This is a genomic window from Streptomyces sp. NPDC026538, assembly GCF_055567535.1.
Genome location: NZ_JBVHQG010000001.1, coordinates 1441475 through 1460511 on the forward strand (window position 1 = coordinate 1441475; position 19037 = coordinate 1460511).

Here is a 19037-nt window from a genome sequence, read left to right on the forward strand (position 1 = left end):
TTCGTCATGCCCGTGAAGCAGCAGCACAGCGACGGAAACAGCAGTAGCGACAGCAGTAGCGATGCCTTTGAGGGCCGGCTCTCCGCCCTCCTGCACGACGCCGGCGACACCTTCGACACCGACCGGGGCGCACTCGCGGCCGCCGGCACGGCCCGGGGGCGGCGGCTGAGGCTGCGGCGGCGGGCGACCGTGCTGGGCGGCGCCGCCGGTGTCGCGCTCGCCGGTGTGGGCGGTGCGCTGCTGGTGCCCTGGGGTGGGTCGTCGTCCGTACGGCCGCCCGCCTCCGTGGGTACGGCCCCGCACGTCACGCCGTCCCCCGACGGTCACGCCGCCACCTCGGACGAGATGATCCGCACGCTGGAGAAGCTGCTGCCCAAGGGTGAGTTCAGCAAGGCGGAGGGCCGGGGAGTCGACAAGGGCCAGCCGCTCGTGGCGCCGTACGCGCAGCTCGTGTACGACGACGGTCACGGCGCCGCCGCCATCAGCGTCGCCGTGAACCGGGTGGCGCCGGGCGGTTACGACGCCCGGCAGGCCGTCCGCTGCCCGGACAAGGTCTATATCCCGTACGACAGTTGTGCGACCAGCCATCTGCCCGACGCTTCCGTCGTGACGGTCCTCAAGGGGTACGAGTATCCCGACCGGCGGGTGGACACCAAGCTCTGGACCGCGAACCTCGTCACTCCGGACGGCCATCACGTCACCGTGAGCGAGTGGAACGCCGCCGCCGAGAAGGACGCGCCGATCAGCCGGGAGCAACCTCCGCTGTCCGCCGCCCAGCTGAAGGTGCTTGCCGCCGCGAAGGACTGGCGTGGGGTCGTCGACGCCATCCCGGAGGATCCGCGGCAGACCCAGGAGCCGCCCATCGCCCAGGGCGACGGGGGCAAGGCGATCCGGCAGACCCTCGCCTCGCTGATTCCGGAGGGGGTGAAGGTCGTGGCGCACGGGAGCGATGACGACGACCAGTTCACCTACGTCGTCGTCGACGACGGCAAGGGCAGGAGTCTCGTCCAGATCAACGTGCAGCCGGACATGTCCGATGTCGCGGGGGATCTGTTCGGGGCGGGGTCCGAGACCCTCCCCGACGGGACGAAGGTCGCCGAGCGGCAGGGGCCCGGGGAGAAGGGCGGCGACGGGGTCGTCATGTGGACCGTCGACACCATGCGCACCGACGGCTTCCGCGTGGTGATCAGCGCCTTCAACTCCGGCTCCCAGGCGACCGCCGCGACCCGCACCGCCCCGGCGCTGACCATGAAGCAGCTGCGCGCCATCGCCCTCAGCCCCAAGTGGAGGTCATGACGGCCGTGATCGTCTCGTACAGCTCCGCCGGGGCGTCCAGGTGGACGTCGTGGGCGGCGTGCGGGACGACGGTGAGGTGCGTGGCCGGGCGGCGGGTGCGCATCTGTGACCCGTCCGGGCGGCTAACCACCCCGAACGGCAGAGTCCCCGATGGCGCAGAATTGCGATCATGAAGTCGTCGTGAACCACTCATCACATGATCAGATACGCGATGCGTACGCTCTGCGCCGCCACCCTCGCGGCCGCTCCCCTCGCCCTGACCGCGACGCCTGCACAAGCCCTGACTTCATGTACGGTCAACGGCCTTCCCGTGTCGGGTACGACCGTCACTGGTACCGCCGGCTCCGACTACATCAGCTGCGGCGCCCTTGCCGTGGGCGATAGCGTCAACGGCTCGGGCGGGAGCGACTACATCGTCGTCAACGGCATCGTTGCCGGCACCGTCGACGGGGGCGCCGGCGGCGACTCCATCACGGCCAACGCCGGTACCACGGCGACCGGCAGGATCCTCGGGGGCGCCGACGGCGACTTCCTCTCCGTCGGCCCGAACGCCGGCACCGTCGACGGCGGACTCGGGTCGGACTTCTGCCGAGTCGCTTCGGGTAACCCGCCCATCAACTGCTGACCAGCAACGGGTTCGTCGGGCCGGCCGACTGCGACGCTCAGAGTGGCCGGCCGGCGTGCCACGAACGCGGCGGCCACCCGGCCCGCTGCCCCCGCTCGGCGCATTCCGTCACCTCCGGAGCCGCATTGCGTCGGTTCCCCAGCATTGACACGGGTCCACTCATGTTCGGTCGGTGCGGCCGCCACCGGGTTAGCCTCGGGAAACCAGGCAGAAGGTGGCAGAAGGAGACAGGCATGGCCAGGGTTCCCAGTTCGGTGATCGCCGCGAGCGGGCTTGTCGGAGGGTACGGCGTGGCCCGGTGGACGAAGAAGCGGCCGCTGGGCGGGGCCGTGCTGGCCGTCGCCGGGGGCGTCGCCGCGCAGCAGTGGCGGCAGCGGGCGGGCGGGAAGGCCGCGGGGGCGCTGTCCGTCGCGTATGTCGCCGCGTTCGCCGGATCGCATCCGCTGGCCAAGAAGGTCGGCGCCTGGCCGTCCGTGTTCGGCGTGGCCGGTGCGGTGGCACTGGCGTCCTGGGCGATCGCCGACCGACGCGCCTGAGCGGCGTCCGCGCCGAGCGCGCCGCCGGAAGTGCCGTGCCTGGCCGGCACCCGGCCGCGGCACCGTCGTAGCTGGTCGCCCAGTTTTCCGCGCCCCTTCGGGACACGGCCGAACGCGGACTCCCGCTAGGGCCTGTCCGCGCTGCGGAACGCCCGCCGGTACGCCTGCGGGCTCGTCCCGACGACCCTGCGGAACCGCTCCCTGAACGCCGTCGGGGAGCCGAAGCCCGACTGGGTCGCGATGCGTTCCACGGGGTGCGCGGTGGTCTCCAGCAGGTGCTGTGCCCTGCGCACCCGCGCCCGGTGCAGCCACTGCAGCGGGGTCGTGCCGGTCTGGTCGCGGAAGCGGCGGTTGAGGGTACGGGTGCTCATGCCGGCCCGTGCCGCGACCTCCTCCAGCGTCAGGTCCCGGTCGCAGTTGTCCTCCAGCCAGCTCAGCAGCGGCTCCATGGTGGCACCGGCCGGCGCCGGCGGCTGGTCGTGGACGATGAACTGGGCCTGGCCGCCCTCCCGTTCCAGGGGCATGACCGACATCCGGGCGGCGTGGGCGGCGACCGCCGAACCGTAGTCCGTGCGGACCATGTGCAGGCACATGTCCATGGCCGCGGCCGCGCCCGCCGAGGTCAGGAACTGGCCGTTGTCGACGTAGAGGACGTTCGGGTCGATGTCGATGTCCGGGTGCAGCGCGGCGAGGGTGTCGGCCGCGGCCCAGTGCGTGGTGGCGCGCAGGCCGTCGAGGAGGCCGGTGGCCGCGAGGACGAACGCCCCGACACAGACCGACGCGATCCGGGTGCCGTTCGCCGCCGCCGCGCACAGGGCGTCGGCGACCTCGGCCGGGAGGACGTACGCGGGATCCGCGACGCCCGGGACGATGATCGTGTCCGCCTCGGCCAGCGTGTCCAGCCCGTACGGCGCCTTCACCGTGAACGCGCCGCCGGCCGCGGTCACCTCGCCCGCCTGCCCGCACACCCGGACCCGGTAGGCGTCCCGGCCGTCGGGCAGCCGGGCCCAGCCGAAGGTGTCGATCGGCACGGTGAAGTCGGACGGGATGACCTGGTCCAGGACCAGTACGGCGACGGTGTGCATGGCAGGAACGTACCTGTTCGACGGGTTGTCGCCAACCGGGGGCGGATATACGGAGGCAGCGGGACGCGCGGCTGGCGAGAATCCGTTGAGTGGTGGCAGTATCGCCGCTTCTGCAAGATCCTCCGGCCGCCTACGGTCGAGGCCGTGACCAAGTTCCTCCTCGCCGTCCATGTCCTCGCGGCGATCGTCGCGATCGGTCCCGTCACCGTCGCCGCCAGCATGTTCCCGCCGGCCGCCCGCCGCGCCATCGAGGCGCCGGACGACGTCCGCGCCGCCGAGACCCTTCGGCTGCTGTACCGGATCTGCCGGGTGTACGCCGTCGTCGGCGTCGTCGTCCCCGTCTTCGGGTTCGCCACGGCGAGCAATATGCATGTGCTGGGCAGCGCCTGGCTGATCACGTCGATCGCGCTCACCGCACTCGCGGCGGTCGTCCTCGCCGCGCTGGTGCTGCCTCGCCAGAGCGCGCTGCTGGAGGCCGGCACGGCGGGCGTGACGCGGCGGGCGACGGCCCGACTCGCCATGTTCACCGGGGTGTTCAATCTCCTCTGGGCCACGGTGACGGTTCTGATGATCGTGCGTCCGGGCTCGACGACCGGCGCCTGAGCCGCCCCCCCCCCCCCCCGGTTTCTGTTATCGGGGCCGTTGCCGCCCGTCTCCCAGGGCATGCACATGACTCGACAGATCAGCCGCCGGAGCCTGCTGAAGGCCTCGGGAGCGACGGTGGGTGCCGCCACGGGGATCACCGCGGCGGTCCGGCCCGCCGCGGCGGCCGACGGGGCCTTCGCCCACCCCGGCCTGCTGCACACCCGTACCGATCTCGACCGCATGGCCGCCAAGGTGCGGGCGGGCGCCGCGCCCTACACGGCCGGGTTCGCCCGGCTCACCGCCAACCGGCACGCGCGGAGCGGCTGGCAGGCGCGGCCGCAGGCCGTGGTCTACCGGGGCTCGGGCACCCCGGAGAACTACGCGCTGCTCTACAACGACATTCACGCCGCCTACCAGAACGCCCTGCGTTACCACGTGACCGGCGAGAGCGAGTACGCCGACACCGCCGTAACCGTCCTCAACGCCTGGTCGTCCACCCTCACCGCGGTCAACGGGTCCGCCGACCGGTTCCTGGCCGCCGGGCTGTACGGCTACCAGTTCGCCAACGCCGCCGAACTCGTCCGCGACCACGGGGACTTCGAGCTCTCCCGGTTCCAGGAGATGCTCAGCGAGCTCTTCGCCACCCCCAGCGACGACTTCCTGGTCCGGCACAACGGCGCCGTCGTCTCCAACTACTGGACCAACTGGGACCTCGCCGCCATGGCCTGCGTCCTGGCCACCGGCGTCTTCTGCGACGACCGGGCCCAGGTCGCCCGCGCGGTCGACTACTTCAAGCACGGCGACGGGCTCGGAGCGATCAGGAACGCCATTCCCGTCGTGTACGACGAGGAGGCGGGCGGCGGGCTGGGCGAGTGGCTGGAGGCGGGGCGCGACCAGGGACACGCGCTGCTCGGGGTCGGGCTGATGGGCACGTTCTGCGAGATGGCCTGGAACCAGGGCATCGACCTGTACGGGTACGACGACAGCCGGTTCCTCAAGGGGGCGCAGTACGTCGCCAAGTGGAGCATGGGCGGGCAGGTGCCGTACACCGCGAACACGCGGCGGAAGGGAGCGATCGGGGGGTGGTCGGGCAGTGAGACGGCGACGGCCGCGGCGGGCGTCGATCCGTCGATGACGCGACCCGTCTGGGCGATGATCGCCAACCACTACACCAAGCGGCGGGGACTACCGGCGACCTACGTCACCCGGATCGCGGCGAAGGCCGCGCCGGAGGGCGGCGGCGGGGACTACGGGCCGAACAGCGGGGGGTACGACCAACTGGGCTTCGGGACTTTGACCTTCACGCGGGACCGGACGGAGGCGGTAGGGGGTGCGACGTCCTCCCCGACTCCGAAGGCATCGGCGCCGGCACCGGCTTCCGTATCCGCAGACGCAGACGCAGACGTAGCCGCAGACGCAGCCGCTCCGGCGTCGTCCTCCCCGTCGGTCCCGGGCAAGGGCGGCGACCTCGCGGCCACCGGGTCCGGTGATGTCGTCGGATGGGCCGCGGCCACCGGGATCACCGCGCTGGCGGGCGGGCTGCTGTTGCTCCGGAGGCGAGGGCGAGAGCGGGGGCGCCCGGCCGAGTAGGCGCCGTCCGCCGGGGCCGGACCGGCACCGGGTTTGCTCCACTCGTGGGTCCTGACCGCCCGATCGGCCGTACGGCGGGCGGCTCAGGGCTTCTCTCCCCGCTCCGAGCGGCCAGGATGGCCGGAGAGTCAGCCATGGTGCGGGTGAACCGCGAGCGTCTGGAGACACACACAGGTGACCGTTCTCAACGACCCCGAGCACTCGGCCGTCCCGCATTACGACAGCGAGGTGCCCCTGCGAGGCCGGCAGCCCGGCAACGTCGTCATCAAGTGGCTCACCACCACCGACCACAAGACGATCGGCACGCTGTACCTGATCACGTCGTTCGCGTTCTTCCTGATCGGCGGTGTGATGGCGCTGCTCATGCGCGCCGAACTCGCTCGCCCCGGTCTGCAGATCATCTCGAACGAGCAGTACAACCAGGCGTTCACGATGCACGGCACGATCATGCTGCTGATGTTCGCGACACCACTGTTCGCGGGCTTCACGAACTGGATCATGCCGCTGCAGATCGGGGCGCCGGACGTCGCGTTCCCGCGGCTGAACATGTTCGCCTACTGGCTCTACCTGTTCGGCTCGTCCATCGCGGTCGGCGGCTTCGTCACCCCGCAGGGCGCGGCCGACTTCGGCTGGTTCGCCTACACCCCGCTGTCGGACGCGATCCGCTCACCGGGCCTCGGCTCCGACATGTGGATCATGGGTCTGGCCTTCTCCGGCTTCGGCACCATCCTCGGCGCGGTCAACTTCATCACCACGATCATCTGCATGCGTGCGCCGGGCATGACCATGTTCCGCATGCCGATCTTCACTTGGAACGTGCTGCTGACCGCCGTCCTGGTCCTCTTCGCCTTCCCGGTCCTCGCCGCGGCGCTGTTCGCGCTGGAGGCGGACCGCAAGTTCGGCGCCCACGTCTTCGACGCGGCGAACGGCGGCCCGCTCCTGTGGCAGAACCTCTTCTGGTTCTTCGGCCACCCGGAGGTGTACATCATCGCGCTGCCGTTCTTCGGCATCGTGACCGAGGTGTTGCCGGTCTTCTCCCGCAAGCCGGTCTTCGGCTACATGGGCCTGGTCGCGGCCACCATCTCGATCGCCGGCCTGTCCATCACCGTCTGGGCGCACCACATGTACGTCACCGGCGGCGTGCTGCTCCCCTTCTTCGCTTTCATGACCTTCCTGATCGCGGTACCGACCGGGGTGAAGTTCTTCAACTGGATCGGCACCATGTGGCAGGGCTCGGTGTCGTTCGAGACACCGATGCTGTGGGCGACGGGCTTCCTCGTGACGTTCCTGTTCGGCGGTCTGACCGGGGTCATCCTGGCCTCGCCGCCGATGGACTTCCACGTCTCCGACTCGTACTTCGTGGTGGCCCACTTCCACTACGTGGTCTTCGGTACGGTCGTCTTCGCGATGTTCTCCGGCTTCCACTTCTGGTGGCCGAAGATGACGGGCAAGATGCTCGACGAACGGCTCGGCAAGATCACCTTCTGGACGCTGTTCATCGGCTTCCACGCCACGTTCCTGGTGCAGCACTGGCTGGGCGCCGAGGGCATGCCGCGCCGGTACGCCGACTACCTGGCGCAGGACGGCTTCACCACGCTGAACACGGTCTCGTCGATCGGTTCGTTCCTGCTCGGCCTGTCGATGGTGCCGTTCCTCTACAACGTGTGGAAGACGGCCAGGTACGGCAAGCCGGTCGGCGTCGACGACCCGTGGGGCTACGGCCGTTCGCTGGAGTGGGCGACGTCCTGCCCGCCGCCGCGGCACAACTTCGTCACCCTGCCGCGGATCCGCAGCGAGTCCCCGGCGTTCGATCTGCACCACCCCGACATCGCCCTGGCCGAGGCCGCGGCCCACGGCATCCACTCATGACGGACGCGGGACACCGGGTGGGCGGCAGGCCGCAGCGGGGAGCCGACGGAGACCTCGCCAACGAGGTGGAGGGTTACCTGCTGTGGCAGGCCAGGATCGCGGAGGCCGAACAGCGGGCCCGGGAGTTCACCGGGCACCTGGACTGGCTGACCACGTCCCAGCGTGACGAGGTCGAACGCCACTACGTCGAGGACAGTCTCAAGCGCGCCCGGCAGGACCTCGAACGGATCGCCGCCCGGTGTGTCTCCCTGCGGGGCGAGTACGAGCGGCGGTACCGCGGGCTGCGGGCGCGCTGTGCGGGCTGGGCCCTGGCCGTGTGCGGGGGCGCCGCCTTCGTGGCGGCGGCGGTGTCACTGGGCCGCTGAGCCCGACCCTGGGCCGCGCGGCCGTGTCACCGGGCGGCCGAAGCCCCTGTCCCCCACCCTTACGCGGAGGCCTTCGCCGCCCCGCCCGGCGGCGCCGCCGTCAGCGGGGTGGCGACGTCCTCCAGTGACCGGCGCTCCGCCTTCACCGCGCACACCACCGCCACCAGCCCCGCCGCGCACATCAGGCCCGCGCCGATCTGGAAGGCCAGGACGGTGTCGGCCACCTTGCCCGTCCCGGTCAGGTCGGCGAACAGGAGCGGACCGCTGATGCCGCCCGCCGCCGTGCCCAGCGCGTAGAAGAACGCGATCGACATCGCCCTCGTCTCCATCGGGAAGATCTCGGACACCGTCAGATACGCGCTGGACGCTCCCGCCGACGCGAAGAACAGCACCGCGCACCAGCACGCCGTCAGCGTCCCCGCGGTCAGCACACCTCGGTCGAACAGCCACGCCGTCAGGAACAGCAGCACCCCCGAGAGCAGGTATGTCGACGAGATCATCACCCGCCTGCCCACCGTGTCGAAGAGCTTGCCCAGCAGCAGGGGGCCCAGGAAGTTGCCGACCGCGATGACCACGAAGTAGTAACCCGTGTCGCCCGTCGGCACGTCGAAGAACTTGGTGAGGATCGCGCCGAAGCCGAAGGTGATCGCGTTGTAGAGGAACGCCTGGCCGATGAAGAGGGAGAAGCCGAGGACGGCCCGGCGCCGGTAGTCGTGGAAGATCGTACGGGCGATCTCGCGGAAGGTGACGCCGGAGCGCTGGTGGATCACCAGCTCGCTCGCCGGCTCGGGGAGCGGCTCGCCCTTCTCGGCCTCCACCTGGCTCTCGATCGAGGAGACGATCTCCTCCGCCTCCCGCTCTCTGCCGTGGATCAGCAGCCAGCGCGGGCTCTCCGGGACGTTGCGTCGTACCAGCAGGATGACCAGGCCGAGGACCACCCCCAGCGCGAAGGTCAGGCGCCATCCCACGTCCTTCGCCAGGAAGTCCGTGTTCAGCGCGACGATCGAGAGCAGCGAACCGCCGACCGCGCCCACCCAGAAGCTGCCGTTGATGATCAGGTCGACGCGGCCCCGGTAGTACGCCGGGATCAGTTCGTCGATCGCGGAGTTGATCGCCGCGTACTCGCCGCCGATACCGAAGCCGGTCAGGAAGCGGAAGATGAAGAACCACCACGGAGCGAAGGAGATCGAGGTCAGGGCGGTGGCGGCCAGATAGACCGCCAGGGTGATCATGAAGAGCTTCTTGCGGCCGTGGCGGTCGGTCAGGCGCCCCCAGAAGAGGGCTCCGACGCAGGCGCCGGCCACGTACAGCGCCGCCGCCGTGCCGGTGACCTGGGACGACGAGATCGCGAGCCCGCTGCCCGGCTCCGACAGGCGGCTCGCGATGTTGCCCACGACCGTGACCTCGAGCCCGTCCAGGATCCAGACCGTGCCCAGGCCGATGACGATCGTCCAGTGCCAGCGGGACCAGGGCAGACGGTCCAGGCGGGCCGGGATCCGGGAGGTGATCGTCCGGCCGCGGCCTTGGCCGCCGCCCACCCCGTCCACGCCCACATCCGCACCCGTAGCCATCCGCGCCTCCTCGGCCGGCGAGAGAACCGAAACCCCCGACCGAGTGCCCCGCTCCGGGCGATCGATGCGCCCTACGCGCCCAGCGCCCGCGACACAGTGAAGATCAGCACTCCGGCCAGCGACCCCACCACCGTGCCATTGATCCGGATGAACTGCAGGTCGCGGCCGATGTGCGCTTCGATCTTCCGGGTGGTGTGCTCGGCGTCCCAGCCCGCCACGGTGTCGGTGATCAGGGAGGTGATCTCCTTGCGGTAGGTCGACACGACGTGCACGGCCGCGCCCTCGACCCAGCTGTCGACCTTGTCCTGGACCTTGGGCTCGCCGGCCATCCGGGCCCCCAGGGAGATCAGGGAGGCGCGGACGCGCAGCCGCAGCTCGCTGCGTTCGTCCTCGGCCGCCGAGACGATCATGGACCGTACGGACGTCCAGGCGGACGCGATCAGGTCCTGCACCTCGCCCCGGCCCAGGACCTCGCCCTTGAGCCGCTCGACCCGGGCCCGGGTGTCGGTGTCGGACTGGAGGTCGTTCGCGAAGTCGGAGAGGAAACGGTCGAGGGCGCCGCGCGCCGGGTGCGAGGGCATGTCCCGCATCTCGGCGCAGAAGCGCAGCAGTTCCTTGTAGACGCGCTCGCCGACCCGCCGGTCCACGAACCGGGGCGTCCAGCCGGGTGCCCCGCCCTGCACGGCGTCCATCACGGAGTCCCCGTGCTGCACCAGCCAGTCGTACGCCCGGCTGACGACCAGGTCCACGACCCGCCGGTGACCGCCGTCGGCGACGACCCGGTCCAGCATCTTGCCGATGCCGGGGGCGATCTCCTGGGCGTCGGCCCGCCGGGTGATGGCCTCGCCGACCACGGCCTGCACGTCGGAGTCGCGCAGCACGGTCAGGGCGCCGCGCAGCGCGGTCGCCAGCTCCGCCGTCACCCGGTCGGCGTTCTTCGGCTCCGCCAGCCACGCGCCGAGCCGGCCGGCGATGCCGACGGCGTGCAGCCGCTGGCGTACGACGTCCTGGGAGAGGAAGTTCTCGCCGACGAACTCGCCCAGCGAGACGCCCAGCTGGTCCTTCTTCGTCGGGATGATCGCGGTGTGCGGGATGGGCAGGCCGAGCGGGTGCCGGAACAGGGCGGTCACCGCGAACCAGTCGGCGAGCGCGCCGACCATGCCCGCCTCGGCCGCCGCGGCCACGTAGTCCGCCCACGAGCCGGCGCCCGCGCCGGACGCCCACTTGGCCAGCACGTACACCAGGGCGACGAGCAGCAGCAGGCCGGTCGCCGTGGTCTTCATGCGCCGTACGCCGCGCTGGCGCTCCTCGTCGGCGGGCGTGAAGGCGTTCATGGACTTGTAGGACGGGGTGCCGGACGCGGTGCTCCCCGCCCGGCCGTCCCCGTGGCCGTCCGCCCGACCGAGCGCGCGGCCGTCGGTGTCCGGCGTTTGCGTACGTTCCTCCATCTGCTCCACCCGTTCGCAGCCGGTCTCACCCTCATGGTGATCCCGCACATATTGTCCCTTCCCGACCTACTCCTGGAACGGAACAAGAGTTCCCACCGTCTGTCTCTTCGGAAAACTCCGGCAGGACCGCCCGTCAGAGACCTGCCCGTCGTTCGAGGAGAACTGAACACGCATGACCCGGCGTCACCACGGTTACGCCCTGCTCAGCGCGGTCGTCGCGCTGATCGTGGCCCTGTCCGCCGCCCTCTACGCCGGCGTCGCCGCCGACGGTTCGTCCCGGAGCGCCGCCGTCACGGGCGGCGGGGGCCGCCACCACGGCGCCTCGGCGGCGCCCGCATCGGCCGGCAACTGGGTCGGCGCCTGGTCGGCGTCCCCGGTGGGCGGCGAACCGGGCACCGAGACGGAGGGGCTGGCGGGCCGGTCGGTGCGCAACGTCGTGCACACGACCGCGGCCGGTACCAGCGCCCGGATCACGCTCTCCAACCTGTACGGCCAGTCGGCGCTCACCATCAGCCACGCCTCGATCGCCCTCGCGGCCGGCCACGACACGGCGGCGGCCGACGCCGGGACGATGCGGCGGCTTACCTTCGGCGGCTCCGCGTCCGTCGTCGTGCCGGCAGGCGGGCAGGTGGTCGGCGACCCGGTGGCGATCCGGGTGGAGCGGGGCGCGGACGTGCTGGTCACGACGTACTCCCCGACGCCGTCAGGTCCGGTGACCTACCACCCGCGGGCCCGTCAGGTGTCGTACGTCGCGGACGGCGACCGTACGCAGGACGCGGGCGCGTCCGCGTACACCGGGCAGACGCCGTACTGGCGGTATCTCACCGCGCTGGACGTGCTCAGCGACGACTCGGTGGGCACGGTGGTGATGTTCGGGGACTCGCTGACCGACGGGATCACCTCGACGCCGGGGGCGAACCGGCGCTGGCCGGACGTGCTGGCGGGGCGGCTGCGGCGGGCCGTGGCGGGGGGTTTTGACGTGCCGCGCTACAGCGTGGTCAACGAGGGGATCAGCGGCAACCAGGTCCTCACGGACGGGCTCGGGCGGCCGGCGGAGAACCAGAGCGGTGTCGGGCGCTTCGCCCGTGACGTGCTGTCCCGTCCGAACGTCAAGGTCGTCGTCATCGATCTCGGGATCAACGACATCGTGCGCAACCGCCTGCCGGCCGACCCCGACGCGGTCGTCGCCGGGCTGCGCGGGCTGGTCCGGGCGGCGCATGCGCGCGGGCTCAAGGTGGTGGGGGCGACGCTGATGCCCTTCCAGGGCCACCGTGGCTGGTCGCCGGCGCGGGAAACGGTTCGCCAGGAGATCAACGAGCGGATCCGGGCGGGGCGGGTGTACGACGCGGTGACCGACTTCGACAAGGCGCTGCGGGACCCTTACGCGCCGAACCGTCTCCGCCCCTACTACGACTCCGGCGACCACCTCCACCCCAACGACAGCGGGTTCGCGAAGATGGCCGACACGTTCACCCTGACCGACTTGAGGGGCGGCGGCTCGACGGAACTGTGAGGGAGCGCCCCTCACGGCCGGTCGAGCCCACCGACACTCCGGCTCACGCGTGGCCCGCCACAACGGCGATCAGCCGCGACGGCGGTATCCGGCGGTGCCGGACCTGCCGGTGGTGCGCCGCGAACCGGTGACGGCCGGTGGGGGCCTGCGGGCCGGTGGTGCGCCGCGAACCGGTGACGGCCGGTGGGGGCCTGCGGGCCGGTGGTGCGCCGCGAACCGGTGACGGCCGGTGGGGGCCTGCGGGCCGGTGGGGGCCGGTGGTCCCCCGCGGGCCGTGGGGGCCGTTCGCGCAGTTCCCCGCGCCCCTGGGCGGGTGCCTCGCCCGGTGTTCAGTAGTCGCCGTGCCTCCGCCGGCTCCGTTCCTCGCGGCGCTCCTCGCGCAACTCGTGGCGGGTCGCGCGGAGTTCGTGGCGGGAGGTTTTGCGGTCCAGTTTCTCCTGGCGGCGTTCTTCCCTGAGGCGTTGCCGTTCCGCCCTGGTGACCTTGTGTTCCACCTGGACGCCGCCCCAGAAGGCGAAGCCGGTCACGATCACCCGCGGTGCGGCCGGGTCCGGCGGGGTGCCCTCCTCGCGGTGGTCGAAGCCGCCCATGATGCCGATGCCGCGCATCACGACCTCGACACCCGGCGGCACGATCACGCTCATCCCGCCCATGATCGCGACGCAGTTGATCTCGATCTCGCGGTCCGCGAAGTTCGCCTCGCGCAGGTCGATCTCGCCACCGCCCCAGAAGACGAGGCTGTTGAAGCGTTTGGGCGCCGTCCAGCGGCCCTTGCGCTGGAAGCCGGACATCACGGCCACCGCCCAGGAGGACGAGCCCTCGCCGCCGACTATCCGGCCTCCCCAACCGCCGCTGTCCACCGGCGGCTTGTTGAGTGACACCGCCGGGGACACCGACGGTGAACCGGCCACCGCCGGGAGGTCCCTCGTGATCGGCGTCAGCTCACCGTACGTACGGGCCTTGTACGTCGCCTCCAGCCGCTCCTCGAACTCCTCCATGTCGAGCCGCCCCTCCGCGAGGGCGTCCCTGAGGACCTCGGCGACTCGTTCGCGATCGGCGTCGGAGGCACGCAACTCCGCGGCATCGTCGGTCATGAGTGCAGACTACGAGTTCCGGTCGCCCGGCACTATGGCGTCGTGCGCCCCGAGGGAGGTCCCCGGCGCCTCCAGGGAACCCAGCATCTTCGCGATCACCGTCTCGATGTCCGGTTCCCGGACGGAGAGGTCCACCAAGGGATACTCCGCCGCGATCCGCGCCACCAGCGGCGCCGCCGACTCCGACGCCGGGAACGCCAGCCACTGCCGTGGTCCCTCCACCTTCACCACCCGCGCCGACCCACCCGTCTCGACCGGCGGCAGCTCCCGCTCCAGGTCCACCACCAGGGTCCGTTCGCTCTCCCCCGCCTCGTGCAGACCGGCGAGCGGACCGTCGTACACCAGCCGCCCATGGTCGATGACCATCACGCGCGAGCACAACTGCTCGATGTCCTGGAGGTCGTGGGTGGTCAGCAGGACCGTGGTGCCGCGCTCGGTGTTCAGCTCCCGCAGGAACTCGCGGACCTTGGCCTTGGAGATGACGTCCAGGCCGATCGTCGGCTCGTCCAGGTACAGCACCTCAGGGTCGTGCAGCAGCGCCGCCACGATGTCGCCGCGCATCCGCTGGCCGAGCGAGAGCTGCCGTACCGGAACGTCCAACAGGCTCTCCAGGGAGAGGAGTTCGACCAGCCGGTCCAGGTTCTCCCGGTACCGCGCGTCGGGGATGCGGTACATGCGGTGCATCAGCCGGTAGGAGTCGATCAGCGGGAGGTCCCACCACAGCGTGGTGCGCTGGCCGAAGACGACACCGATGCGGTGGGCCAGTTTCGAGCGCTCTCGCGACGGGTCGATGCCCGCCACCCGCAGCCGGCCGCCGCTCGGCGTCAGGATCCCCGTCAGCATCTTGATCGTCGTCGACTTCCCGGCACCGTTCGGGCCGATGTAGCCGACCATCTCGCCACGCTCCACCGTGAAGGAGAGCGCGTCGACCGCCCGTACCCGCCGGCGTTCCCGCTTCAGGAAGCCGGTCCTGCGCCGGACCTCGAAGACCTTCTCCACCCGGTCCACTTCAATGAACACCGTCAACTCCCCGTGCTCCGATACGACCTGAGCCCCGCCCGCCACGCCAGGCCCGCCAGCACGCAGCACACCACCGCCACCAGCGGCGGAGACCACGCCGTCCACTCCGGGAGCCGCAGCGGATACGGCCGCCCCAGCACATACGCGGCCGGCACCCAGTTGACGAAGGCCAGCGGCAGCAGGAAGGTCACCCCGCGGACGAAGTCCCGCCCGAACACCGTCGGCGGATACTGGAGCAGCGTCGTACCGCCGTAGGTGAACGCGTTCTGCACCTCGGCGGCGTCCTGCGCCAGGAACTGGAAGGTCGCGCCCGCCAGGAACAGCGCGCAGAAGATCACCGCGCCGCTGATCACGGTCACCGGCACCAGCAGCACCTTCGCCGCCGTCCACTCGACGTCCACGGCGGACAGCGCGTACCCCAGCACCAGCCCGCCCTGCACGACCCGGCCGAGACGGCGCAGCGCGAAGTGGTCCGCGCCGAGCTGGGCGAGCACCGGAGCCGGCCGCACCAGCAGGGTGTCGAAGGAGCCGTCACGGATCCGGGTGCCCAGCACGTCCATCGAGCCGAAGACCAGGTCGGCGAAGCCGAACGCGGTCGTGGACAGGCCGTACAGGAAGGCCACCTCGGGCATGGTCCAGCCGCCGAGCCGGTCGACCTGCGTGAACATCAGCAGGATCGTGGCGAAGTCCAGGCCGGTCACCGTCAGGTTGCCGAACATCGTGAGGAAGAAGGACGCGCGGTAGGTCAGGGAGGAGCGGATCCACATCCCGGCGATCAGCCGGTACGCCCGCACCCCCTCCACGGGCCGGGACGCCCGCGGCCCGGCCACGACCCGCTCAGCCACCCTGTACCACCACCCGCCGGGTCGCCGCCGTCTGGACCAGCCGTCCCGCCGTCAGCAGCGCCACCGCCCACGCCGCCTGGAAGGCGTACGCGCCCAGCGGAGCGGTCTCCCCCAGCAGGACGTCCGCCGGCATCTGGAGCTGCGCCGCCCACGGCAGGGTCCGTACGAGGTCGCCCAGAGCGCCCGGGAAGACGTTCAGCGGCAGGGTCATGCCCGAGCAGAAGATCCCCAGGACCATCAGGGCCTGGTTGACGCCCATGCCGTCCAGCAGCCAGAACACGCTCAGCGCGGCCAGGTAGCGGATGCCGAAGCTGACGACCATGGCCAGGAACAGGGCGACGGCGAAGGCCGCCCAGGTCGCCACGTCCGTCGGCAGGGCCATCGGGAAGAACAGCGCGCCGAAGGCGAAGGGGATCACCCCGCGGCCCAGCATCTGGAACAGCGACCGGCCCACGTCCGTCGCCAGCCACCACAGCTGGAGATCGGCCGGACGGTACAGGTCGATCGCGATCTCACCCGTACGGATACGCTCCATCAGGTCTTTCTCCACGCCTCCGCCCTGGATGGCGAGCGTCGCGTACAGGCACTGCCCGAGCCACACATAGGTGACCGCCTGCGCCTGGTCATAGCCTCCGAGGTGCGGTTTCTCGTCCCACAGCGCCAGGTACGTGTACACGAGAATGATCCCGAAGGCGGTGTTGGTGAACACCCCGGCGGCGGTGGCCGCCCGGTACGTCGCATACCGTCGGAAACCCCCCGCCGCCACGGCGAGGTACAACCGTCCCGCACCCACGCCACAGCCCTCCTCGACCCGTCGGCCCGAAGCGCAGCAGCCTATGCGGAGGTGAGGTGGCCGCGCCTTCCGTTTTCCGGCCCCGAAAGGACAGTGCCCGAGCTCACAGACCCCAGATCCGGAGTCGAACTCCGTTACCACGCCTACCAGTTCGCCCACACGGCGCCCGTCCCCCGCACCCGACACGTTTCGGCGACCCCGATGCGTGCCGTGGTCAGGGAACTGATCGACGGATGGGACAGTCTTCATCAAAGGAGGCATGAGTAGCCTCCCGTAACGAAGGCGCCGTCAGCGCCGAAGACGTACCGGCCCGCCGGCACGTATGACGCACCGCACCACAGGAGTCCGCGCACACCATGAGCGACGAGCCGCAGCCGCAGCAGCCGAACCAGAGCGGCGAAGGCCCGACAGAACCGCCGACGGCGGTTCAGGAGACGAAGGGGGGCGAGAAGAAGATGAAGCGGCCCAAGCGGACCGGATGGCGGCGGATCTTCCCCACCTGGCGCATGCTGCTCGGCACCTTCGTGATCGGGATACTCCTGCTGATCGGCCTGTTCTTCCTCGGCTACTCGATGGTGAAGATCCCGACGGCCAACGCGTTCGCCACCAAGCAGTCCAACGTCTACCTGTACGCCGACGGCTCCCAGCTGGCCCGGGACGGCGAGGTCAACCGGGAGAACGTGACCCTCGCCCAGGTCTCCAAGGACGCCCAGCACGCCGTGCTCGCCGCCGAGGACCGCGACTTCTACACCGAGTCCGCCGTCGACCCCAAGGCCATGCTGCGGGCCGCCTGGAACACCGCGACCGGCAAGGGCACCCAGTCCGGCTCGACGATCACCCAGCAGTACGTGAAGAACTACTACCTCGCACAGGAGCAGACCGTCACCCGAAAGGTGAAGGAGTTCTTCATCTCGATCAAGCTGGACCGCTCCGAGTCCAAGGACGAGATCCTCGAGGGCTACCTCAACACCAGCTACTTCGGCCGCAACGCCTACGGCATCCAGGCCGCCGCCCAGGCCTACTACGGCAAGGACGCCACCGACCTCGACCCGGCCCGCGCCGCCTACCTCGCGGCCCTCGTCAACGCGCCCAGCGAGTACGACGTCGTCGCCCACCCCGAGAACAAGCCCGCGGCCGTCGCCCGCTGGAACTACGTCCTGGACGGCATGGTCAAGAAGGGCTGGCTCAGCGAGTCGAAGCGGGCCGGCATGAAATTCCCGATGCCCAAGGAGCAGACCGTCTCCACCGGCATGTCCGGGCAGCGCGGCTACCTCGTCGAGGCCGTCAAGAGCTACCTGATCAAGAACAAGATCGTCGACGCCGACTCCCTGGAGGCCGGCGGCTACCGCATCACCACCACCATCGAGAAGAACAAGCAGGACGCCTTCGTCAAGGCGGTCGACGACAAGCTGATCTCCCAGCTGGACAAGAAGAACAACAAGGCCGACAACTACGTGCGCGCCGGCGGCGCCTCGGTCGACCCGAAGACCGGCAAGGTCGTCGCCCTGTACGGCGGCATCGACTACGTGAAGCAGTACACCAACGGCGCGACCCGCGGTGACTTCCAGGTCGGCTCCACCTTCAAGCCGTTCGTCTTCGCCTCCGCCGTCGACAACGGCTCCACCACCCAGTCCGGCCAGACCATCACCCCGAACACCTACTACGACGGCACCAACAAGCGCGCCGTCCAGGGCTGGCCGGGCGGCAGCTACGCGCCGGAGAACGAGGACGAGAAGTCCTACGGCCAGATCACCGTCCGCAAGGCCACCGACCTGTCGGTGAACGCGGTGTACGCGCAGATGGCCGTCGACGTCGGCCCGTCCAAGGTCAAGCAGACCGCCGTCGACCTGGGCATCCCCTCCGACACCAAGGACCTCCAGCCGTACCCGTCCATCGCCCTCGGCACCGCCACCGCCAGCGTCCTGGACATGGCGGAGGCCTACGCCACGCTCGCCAACCACGGCAAGCACGGCGCGTACACGATGGTCGAGAAGGTCACCAAGGACGGCACGCAGGAGATCAAGCTGCCGCGGTCGACGACCAAGCAGGCCGTCAGCCGGCAGTCCGCCGACACCACCACCTCGATCCTGCAGAGCGTGGTCGACAACGGCACCGCCACCGCCGCCCAGGCCGCGGGCCGACCCGCGGCCGGCAAGACCGGCACCGCCGAGGAGGACACCGCCGCCTGGTTCGCGGGCTACACCCCCGACCTCGCCACCGTCGTCTCCGTGATGGGCCAGGACCCCGTCACGGCCGCCCACAAGTCGCTCTACGGCGCGCTCGGCCTGCAACGCATCAACGGCGGCGGGGCCCCGACCGAGATCTGGGCGCAGTACACCAAGGCCGCCCTCAAGGGCGTCGTGGCCTCCGCCTTCGACCTCGACCTCCAGCCCGGCGCCGAGACCGTCGCCCCGGCCACCCAGAACCCGGCCACCCCGGGCACCGGCGGCCAGGACAACGGCGGCACCACCGGCGGGAACCAGGACAACGGCGGCACCACCGGCGGCGACCAGGACAACGGCGGCACCACGGACGGCTCCACCACCGCGGGCACCACCGACGGGGGCACCACGGACGGCTCCACCACCGACGGCTCCACCACGTCCGGCACGACGACCTCCGGCACGGACGCCGGTACGACGACCTCCGGCACCGACGCCGGCACGTCCACCGGCACCACCACCGACGGCACCAGTACCGGTACGACGAACGGGACCACCGACGGCGGCACCACGACCGGAACGACAGCGGGCGACGACGGCGACGGCTTCGGATTCCAGTAGCCGACCGGCGTCCCGCCCG

The 19037-nt window shown here is 70.8% G+C and carries 17 protein-coding genes; 9 read left to right on the forward strand and 8 right to left on the reverse strand.

The window, feature by feature from the left end:
* Nucleotides 1-6 precede the first annotated feature (6 nt).
* Nucleotides 7-1296, forward strand: coding sequence for a hypothetical protein (locus tag ACZ4N4_RS06475; protein WP_467585073.1), 1290 nt, complete (start codon nucleotides 7-9; stop codon nucleotides 1294-1296).
* Here ACZ4N4_RS06475 and ACZ4N4_RS06480 read toward each other — a convergent pair.
* Nucleotides 1274-1399, reverse strand: coding sequence for a hypothetical protein (locus ACZ4N4_RS06480; protein WP_467585076.1), 126 nt, complete (start codon nucleotides 1397-1399; stop codon nucleotides 1274-1276). The genes ACZ4N4_RS06475 and ACZ4N4_RS06480 overlap by 23 nt on opposite strands.
* 93 nt (nucleotides 1400-1492) lie before the next feature.
* Here ACZ4N4_RS06480 and ACZ4N4_RS06485 point away from each other — a divergent pair, with 93 nt between their 5' ends.
* Both ACZ4N4_RS06485 and ACZ4N4_RS06490 read left to right on the forward strand, forming a co-directional pair.
* Complete coding sequence (locus ACZ4N4_RS06485; protein WP_467585079.1) at nucleotides 1493-1921, forward strand: hypothetical protein; 429 nt, start codon at nucleotides 1493-1495, stop codon at nucleotides 1919-1921.
* 233 nt (nucleotides 1922-2154) lie between these two features.
* The gene (locus tag ACZ4N4_RS06490; RefSeq protein ID WP_467585082.1) at nucleotides 2155-2457 is read left to right on the forward strand and encodes a hypothetical protein; all 303 of its coding nucleotides are present in this window, start codon (nucleotides 2155-2157) and stop codon (nucleotides 2455-2457) included.
* A 125-nt stretch (nucleotides 2458-2582) separates the two neighbouring features.
* On the opposite strand, the gene ACZ4N4_RS06495 is transcribed toward ACZ4N4_RS06490, so the two are convergent.
* The gene (locus tag ACZ4N4_RS06495; RefSeq protein ID WP_467585085.1) at nucleotides 2583-3542 is read right to left on the reverse strand and encodes a GlxA family transcriptional regulator; all 960 of its coding nucleotides are present in this window, start codon (nucleotides 3540-3542) and stop codon (nucleotides 2583-2585) included.
* 144 nt (nucleotides 3543-3686) lie between these two features.
* Here ACZ4N4_RS06495 and ACZ4N4_RS06500 point away from each other — a divergent pair, with 144 nt between their 5' ends.
* The 4 genes from ACZ4N4_RS06500 to ACZ4N4_RS06515 all read left to right on the forward strand — a co-directional run bounded on the left by ACZ4N4_RS06500 (nucleotide 3687) and on the right by ACZ4N4_RS06515 (nucleotide 7951).
* Entirely contained in the window at nucleotides 3687-4145 is a 459-nt protein-coding gene (locus tag ACZ4N4_RS06500; RefSeq protein WP_467585088.1) for a hypothetical protein, read from the forward strand.
* A 66-nt stretch (nucleotides 4146-4211) separates the two neighbouring features.
* Nucleotides 4212-5717 carry an alginate lyase family protein gene (locus ACZ4N4_RS06505; RefSeq protein ID WP_467585091.1) on the forward strand — a complete coding sequence of 502 codons (1506 nt, stop codon included), beginning with the start codon at nucleotides 4212-4214 and terminating at the stop codon, nucleotides 5715-5717.
* Nucleotides 5718-5891: 174 nt separating this feature from the next.
* Nucleotides 5892-7586 (forward strand): aa3-type cytochrome oxidase subunit I, encoded by a 1695-nt coding sequence (gene ctaD / locus ACZ4N4_RS06510; protein ID WP_467585093.1) that lies wholly within the window; start codon nucleotides 5892-5894, stop codon nucleotides 7584-7586.
* Nucleotides 7583-7951 (forward strand): cytochrome C oxidase subunit I, encoded by a 369-nt coding sequence (locus tag ACZ4N4_RS06515; RefSeq protein WP_467585096.1) that lies wholly within the window; start codon nucleotides 7583-7585, stop codon nucleotides 7949-7951. Before ctaD ends, ACZ4N4_RS06515 begins: the two co-directional genes overlap by 4 nt.
* A gap of 59 nt (nucleotides 7952-8010) precedes the next feature.
* Here the strand turns inward: ACZ4N4_RS06515 and ACZ4N4_RS06520 are convergent, their stop codons facing one another.
* Together ACZ4N4_RS06520 and ACZ4N4_RS06525 are read right to left on the reverse strand one after the other, a co-directional pair.
* Nucleotides 8011-9522 carry an MFS transporter gene (locus ACZ4N4_RS06520; protein ID WP_467585098.1) on the reverse strand — a complete coding sequence of 504 codons (1512 nt, stop codon included), beginning with the start codon at nucleotides 9520-9522 and terminating at the stop codon, nucleotides 8011-8013.
* A 71-nt stretch (nucleotides 9523-9593) separates the two neighbouring features.
* Nucleotides 9594-10856: a DUF445 domain-containing protein gene (locus ACZ4N4_RS06525; RefSeq protein ID WP_467585353.1), complete on the reverse strand. Its 1263-nt coding sequence runs from the start codon at nucleotides 10854-10856 to the stop codon at nucleotides 9594-9596.
* A gap of 286 nt (nucleotides 10857-11142) precedes the next feature.
* Here ACZ4N4_RS06525 and ACZ4N4_RS06530 point away from each other — a divergent pair, with 286 nt between their 5' ends.
* Nucleotides 11143-12483 (forward strand): SGNH/GDSL hydrolase family protein, encoded by a 1341-nt coding sequence (locus ACZ4N4_RS06530; protein WP_467585101.1) that lies wholly within the window; start codon nucleotides 11143-11145, stop codon nucleotides 12481-12483.
* A 329-nt stretch (nucleotides 12484-12812) separates the two neighbouring features.
* Here the strand turns inward: ACZ4N4_RS06530 and ACZ4N4_RS06535 are convergent, their stop codons facing one another.
* From ACZ4N4_RS06535 to ACZ4N4_RS06550, 4 genes are all read right to left on the reverse strand, one after another.
* Nucleotides 12813-13577: a DUF1707 SHOCT-like domain-containing protein gene (locus ACZ4N4_RS06535; protein ID WP_467585103.1), complete on the reverse strand. Its 765-nt coding sequence runs from the start codon at nucleotides 13575-13577 to the stop codon at nucleotides 12813-12815.
* A 9-nt stretch (nucleotides 13578-13586) separates the two neighbouring features.
* Nucleotides 13587-14603, reverse strand: a complete 1017-nt coding sequence (locus ACZ4N4_RS06540; RefSeq protein WP_467585106.1) for an ABC transporter ATP-binding protein — start codon at nucleotides 14601-14603, stop codon at nucleotides 13587-13589.
* Nucleotides 14600-15364, reverse strand: coding sequence for an ABC transporter permease (locus ACZ4N4_RS06545; protein ID WP_467585355.1), 765 nt, complete (start codon nucleotides 15362-15364; stop codon nucleotides 14600-14602). Before ACZ4N4_RS06545 ends, ACZ4N4_RS06540 begins: the two co-directional genes overlap by 4 nt.
* A gap of 70 nt (nucleotides 15365-15434) precedes the next feature.
* On the reverse strand, nucleotides 15435-16235 hold the full coding sequence (locus ACZ4N4_RS06550; RefSeq protein WP_467585109.1) for an ABC transporter permease: 801 nt from the start codon (nucleotides 16233-16235) through the stop codon (nucleotides 15435-15437).
* A 356-nt stretch (nucleotides 16236-16591) separates the two neighbouring features.
* On the opposite strand from ACZ4N4_RS06550, the gene ACZ4N4_RS06555 reads away from it, so the two are divergent.
* The gene (locus ACZ4N4_RS06555; RefSeq protein ID WP_467585111.1) at nucleotides 16592-19018 is read left to right on the forward strand and encodes a transglycosylase domain-containing protein; all 2427 of its coding nucleotides are present in this window, start codon (nucleotides 16592-16594) and stop codon (nucleotides 19016-19018) included.
* The last annotated feature ends 19 nt before the right edge of the window (nucleotides 19019-19037 follow it).

Bases quoted from the DNA above. Each gene is read 5' to 3' on its own strand.
- ACZ4N4_RS06475 (WP_467585073.1), top strand. From the start codon at position 7: ATGCCCGTGAAGCAGCAGCACAGCGACGGAAACAGCAGTAGCGACAGC.
- ACZ4N4_RS06480 (WP_467585076.1), bottom strand. From the start codon at position 1,399: ATGCGCACCCGCCGCCCGGCCACGCACCTCACCGTCGTCCCGCACGCC.
- ACZ4N4_RS06485 (WP_467585079.1), top strand. From the start codon at position 1,493: ATGATCAGATACGCGATGCGTACGCTCTGCGCCGCCACCCTCGCGGCC.
- ACZ4N4_RS06490 (WP_467585082.1), top strand. From the start codon at position 2,155: ATGGCCAGGGTTCCCAGTTCGGTGATCGCCGCGAGCGGGCTTGTCGGA.
- ACZ4N4_RS06495 (WP_467585085.1), bottom strand. From the start codon at position 3,542: ATGCACACCGTCGCCGTACTGGTCCTGGACCAGGTCATCCCGTCCGAC.
- ACZ4N4_RS06505 (WP_467585091.1), top strand. From the start codon at position 4,212: ATGACTCGACAGATCAGCCGCCGGAGCCTGCTGAAGGCCTCGGGAGCG.
- ACZ4N4_RS06515 (WP_467585096.1), top strand. From the start codon at position 7,583: ATGACGGACGCGGGACACCGGGTGGGCGGCAGGCCGCAGCGGGGAGCC.
- ACZ4N4_RS06520 (WP_467585098.1), bottom strand. From the start codon at position 9,522: ATGGCTACGGGTGCGGATGTGGGCGTGGACGGGGTGGGCGGCGGCCAA.
- ACZ4N4_RS06525 (WP_467585353.1), bottom strand. From the start codon at position 10,856: ATGAACGCCTTCACGCCCGCCGACGAGGAGCGCCAGCGCGGCGTACGG.
- ACZ4N4_RS06530 (WP_467585101.1), top strand. From the start codon at position 11,143: ATGACCCGGCGTCACCACGGTTACGCCCTGCTCAGCGCGGTCGTCGCG.
- ACZ4N4_RS06535 (WP_467585103.1), bottom strand. From the start codon at position 13,577: ATGACCGACGATGCCGCGGAGTTGCGTGCCTCCGACGCCGATCGCGAA.
- ACZ4N4_RS06545 (WP_467585355.1), bottom strand. From the start codon at position 15,364: ATGTGGATCCGCTCCTCCCTGACCTACCGCGCGTCCTTCTTCCTCACG.
- ACZ4N4_RS06555 (WP_467585111.1), top strand. From the start codon at position 16,592: ATGAGCGACGAGCCGCAGCCGCAGCAGCCGAACCAGAGCGGCGAAGGC.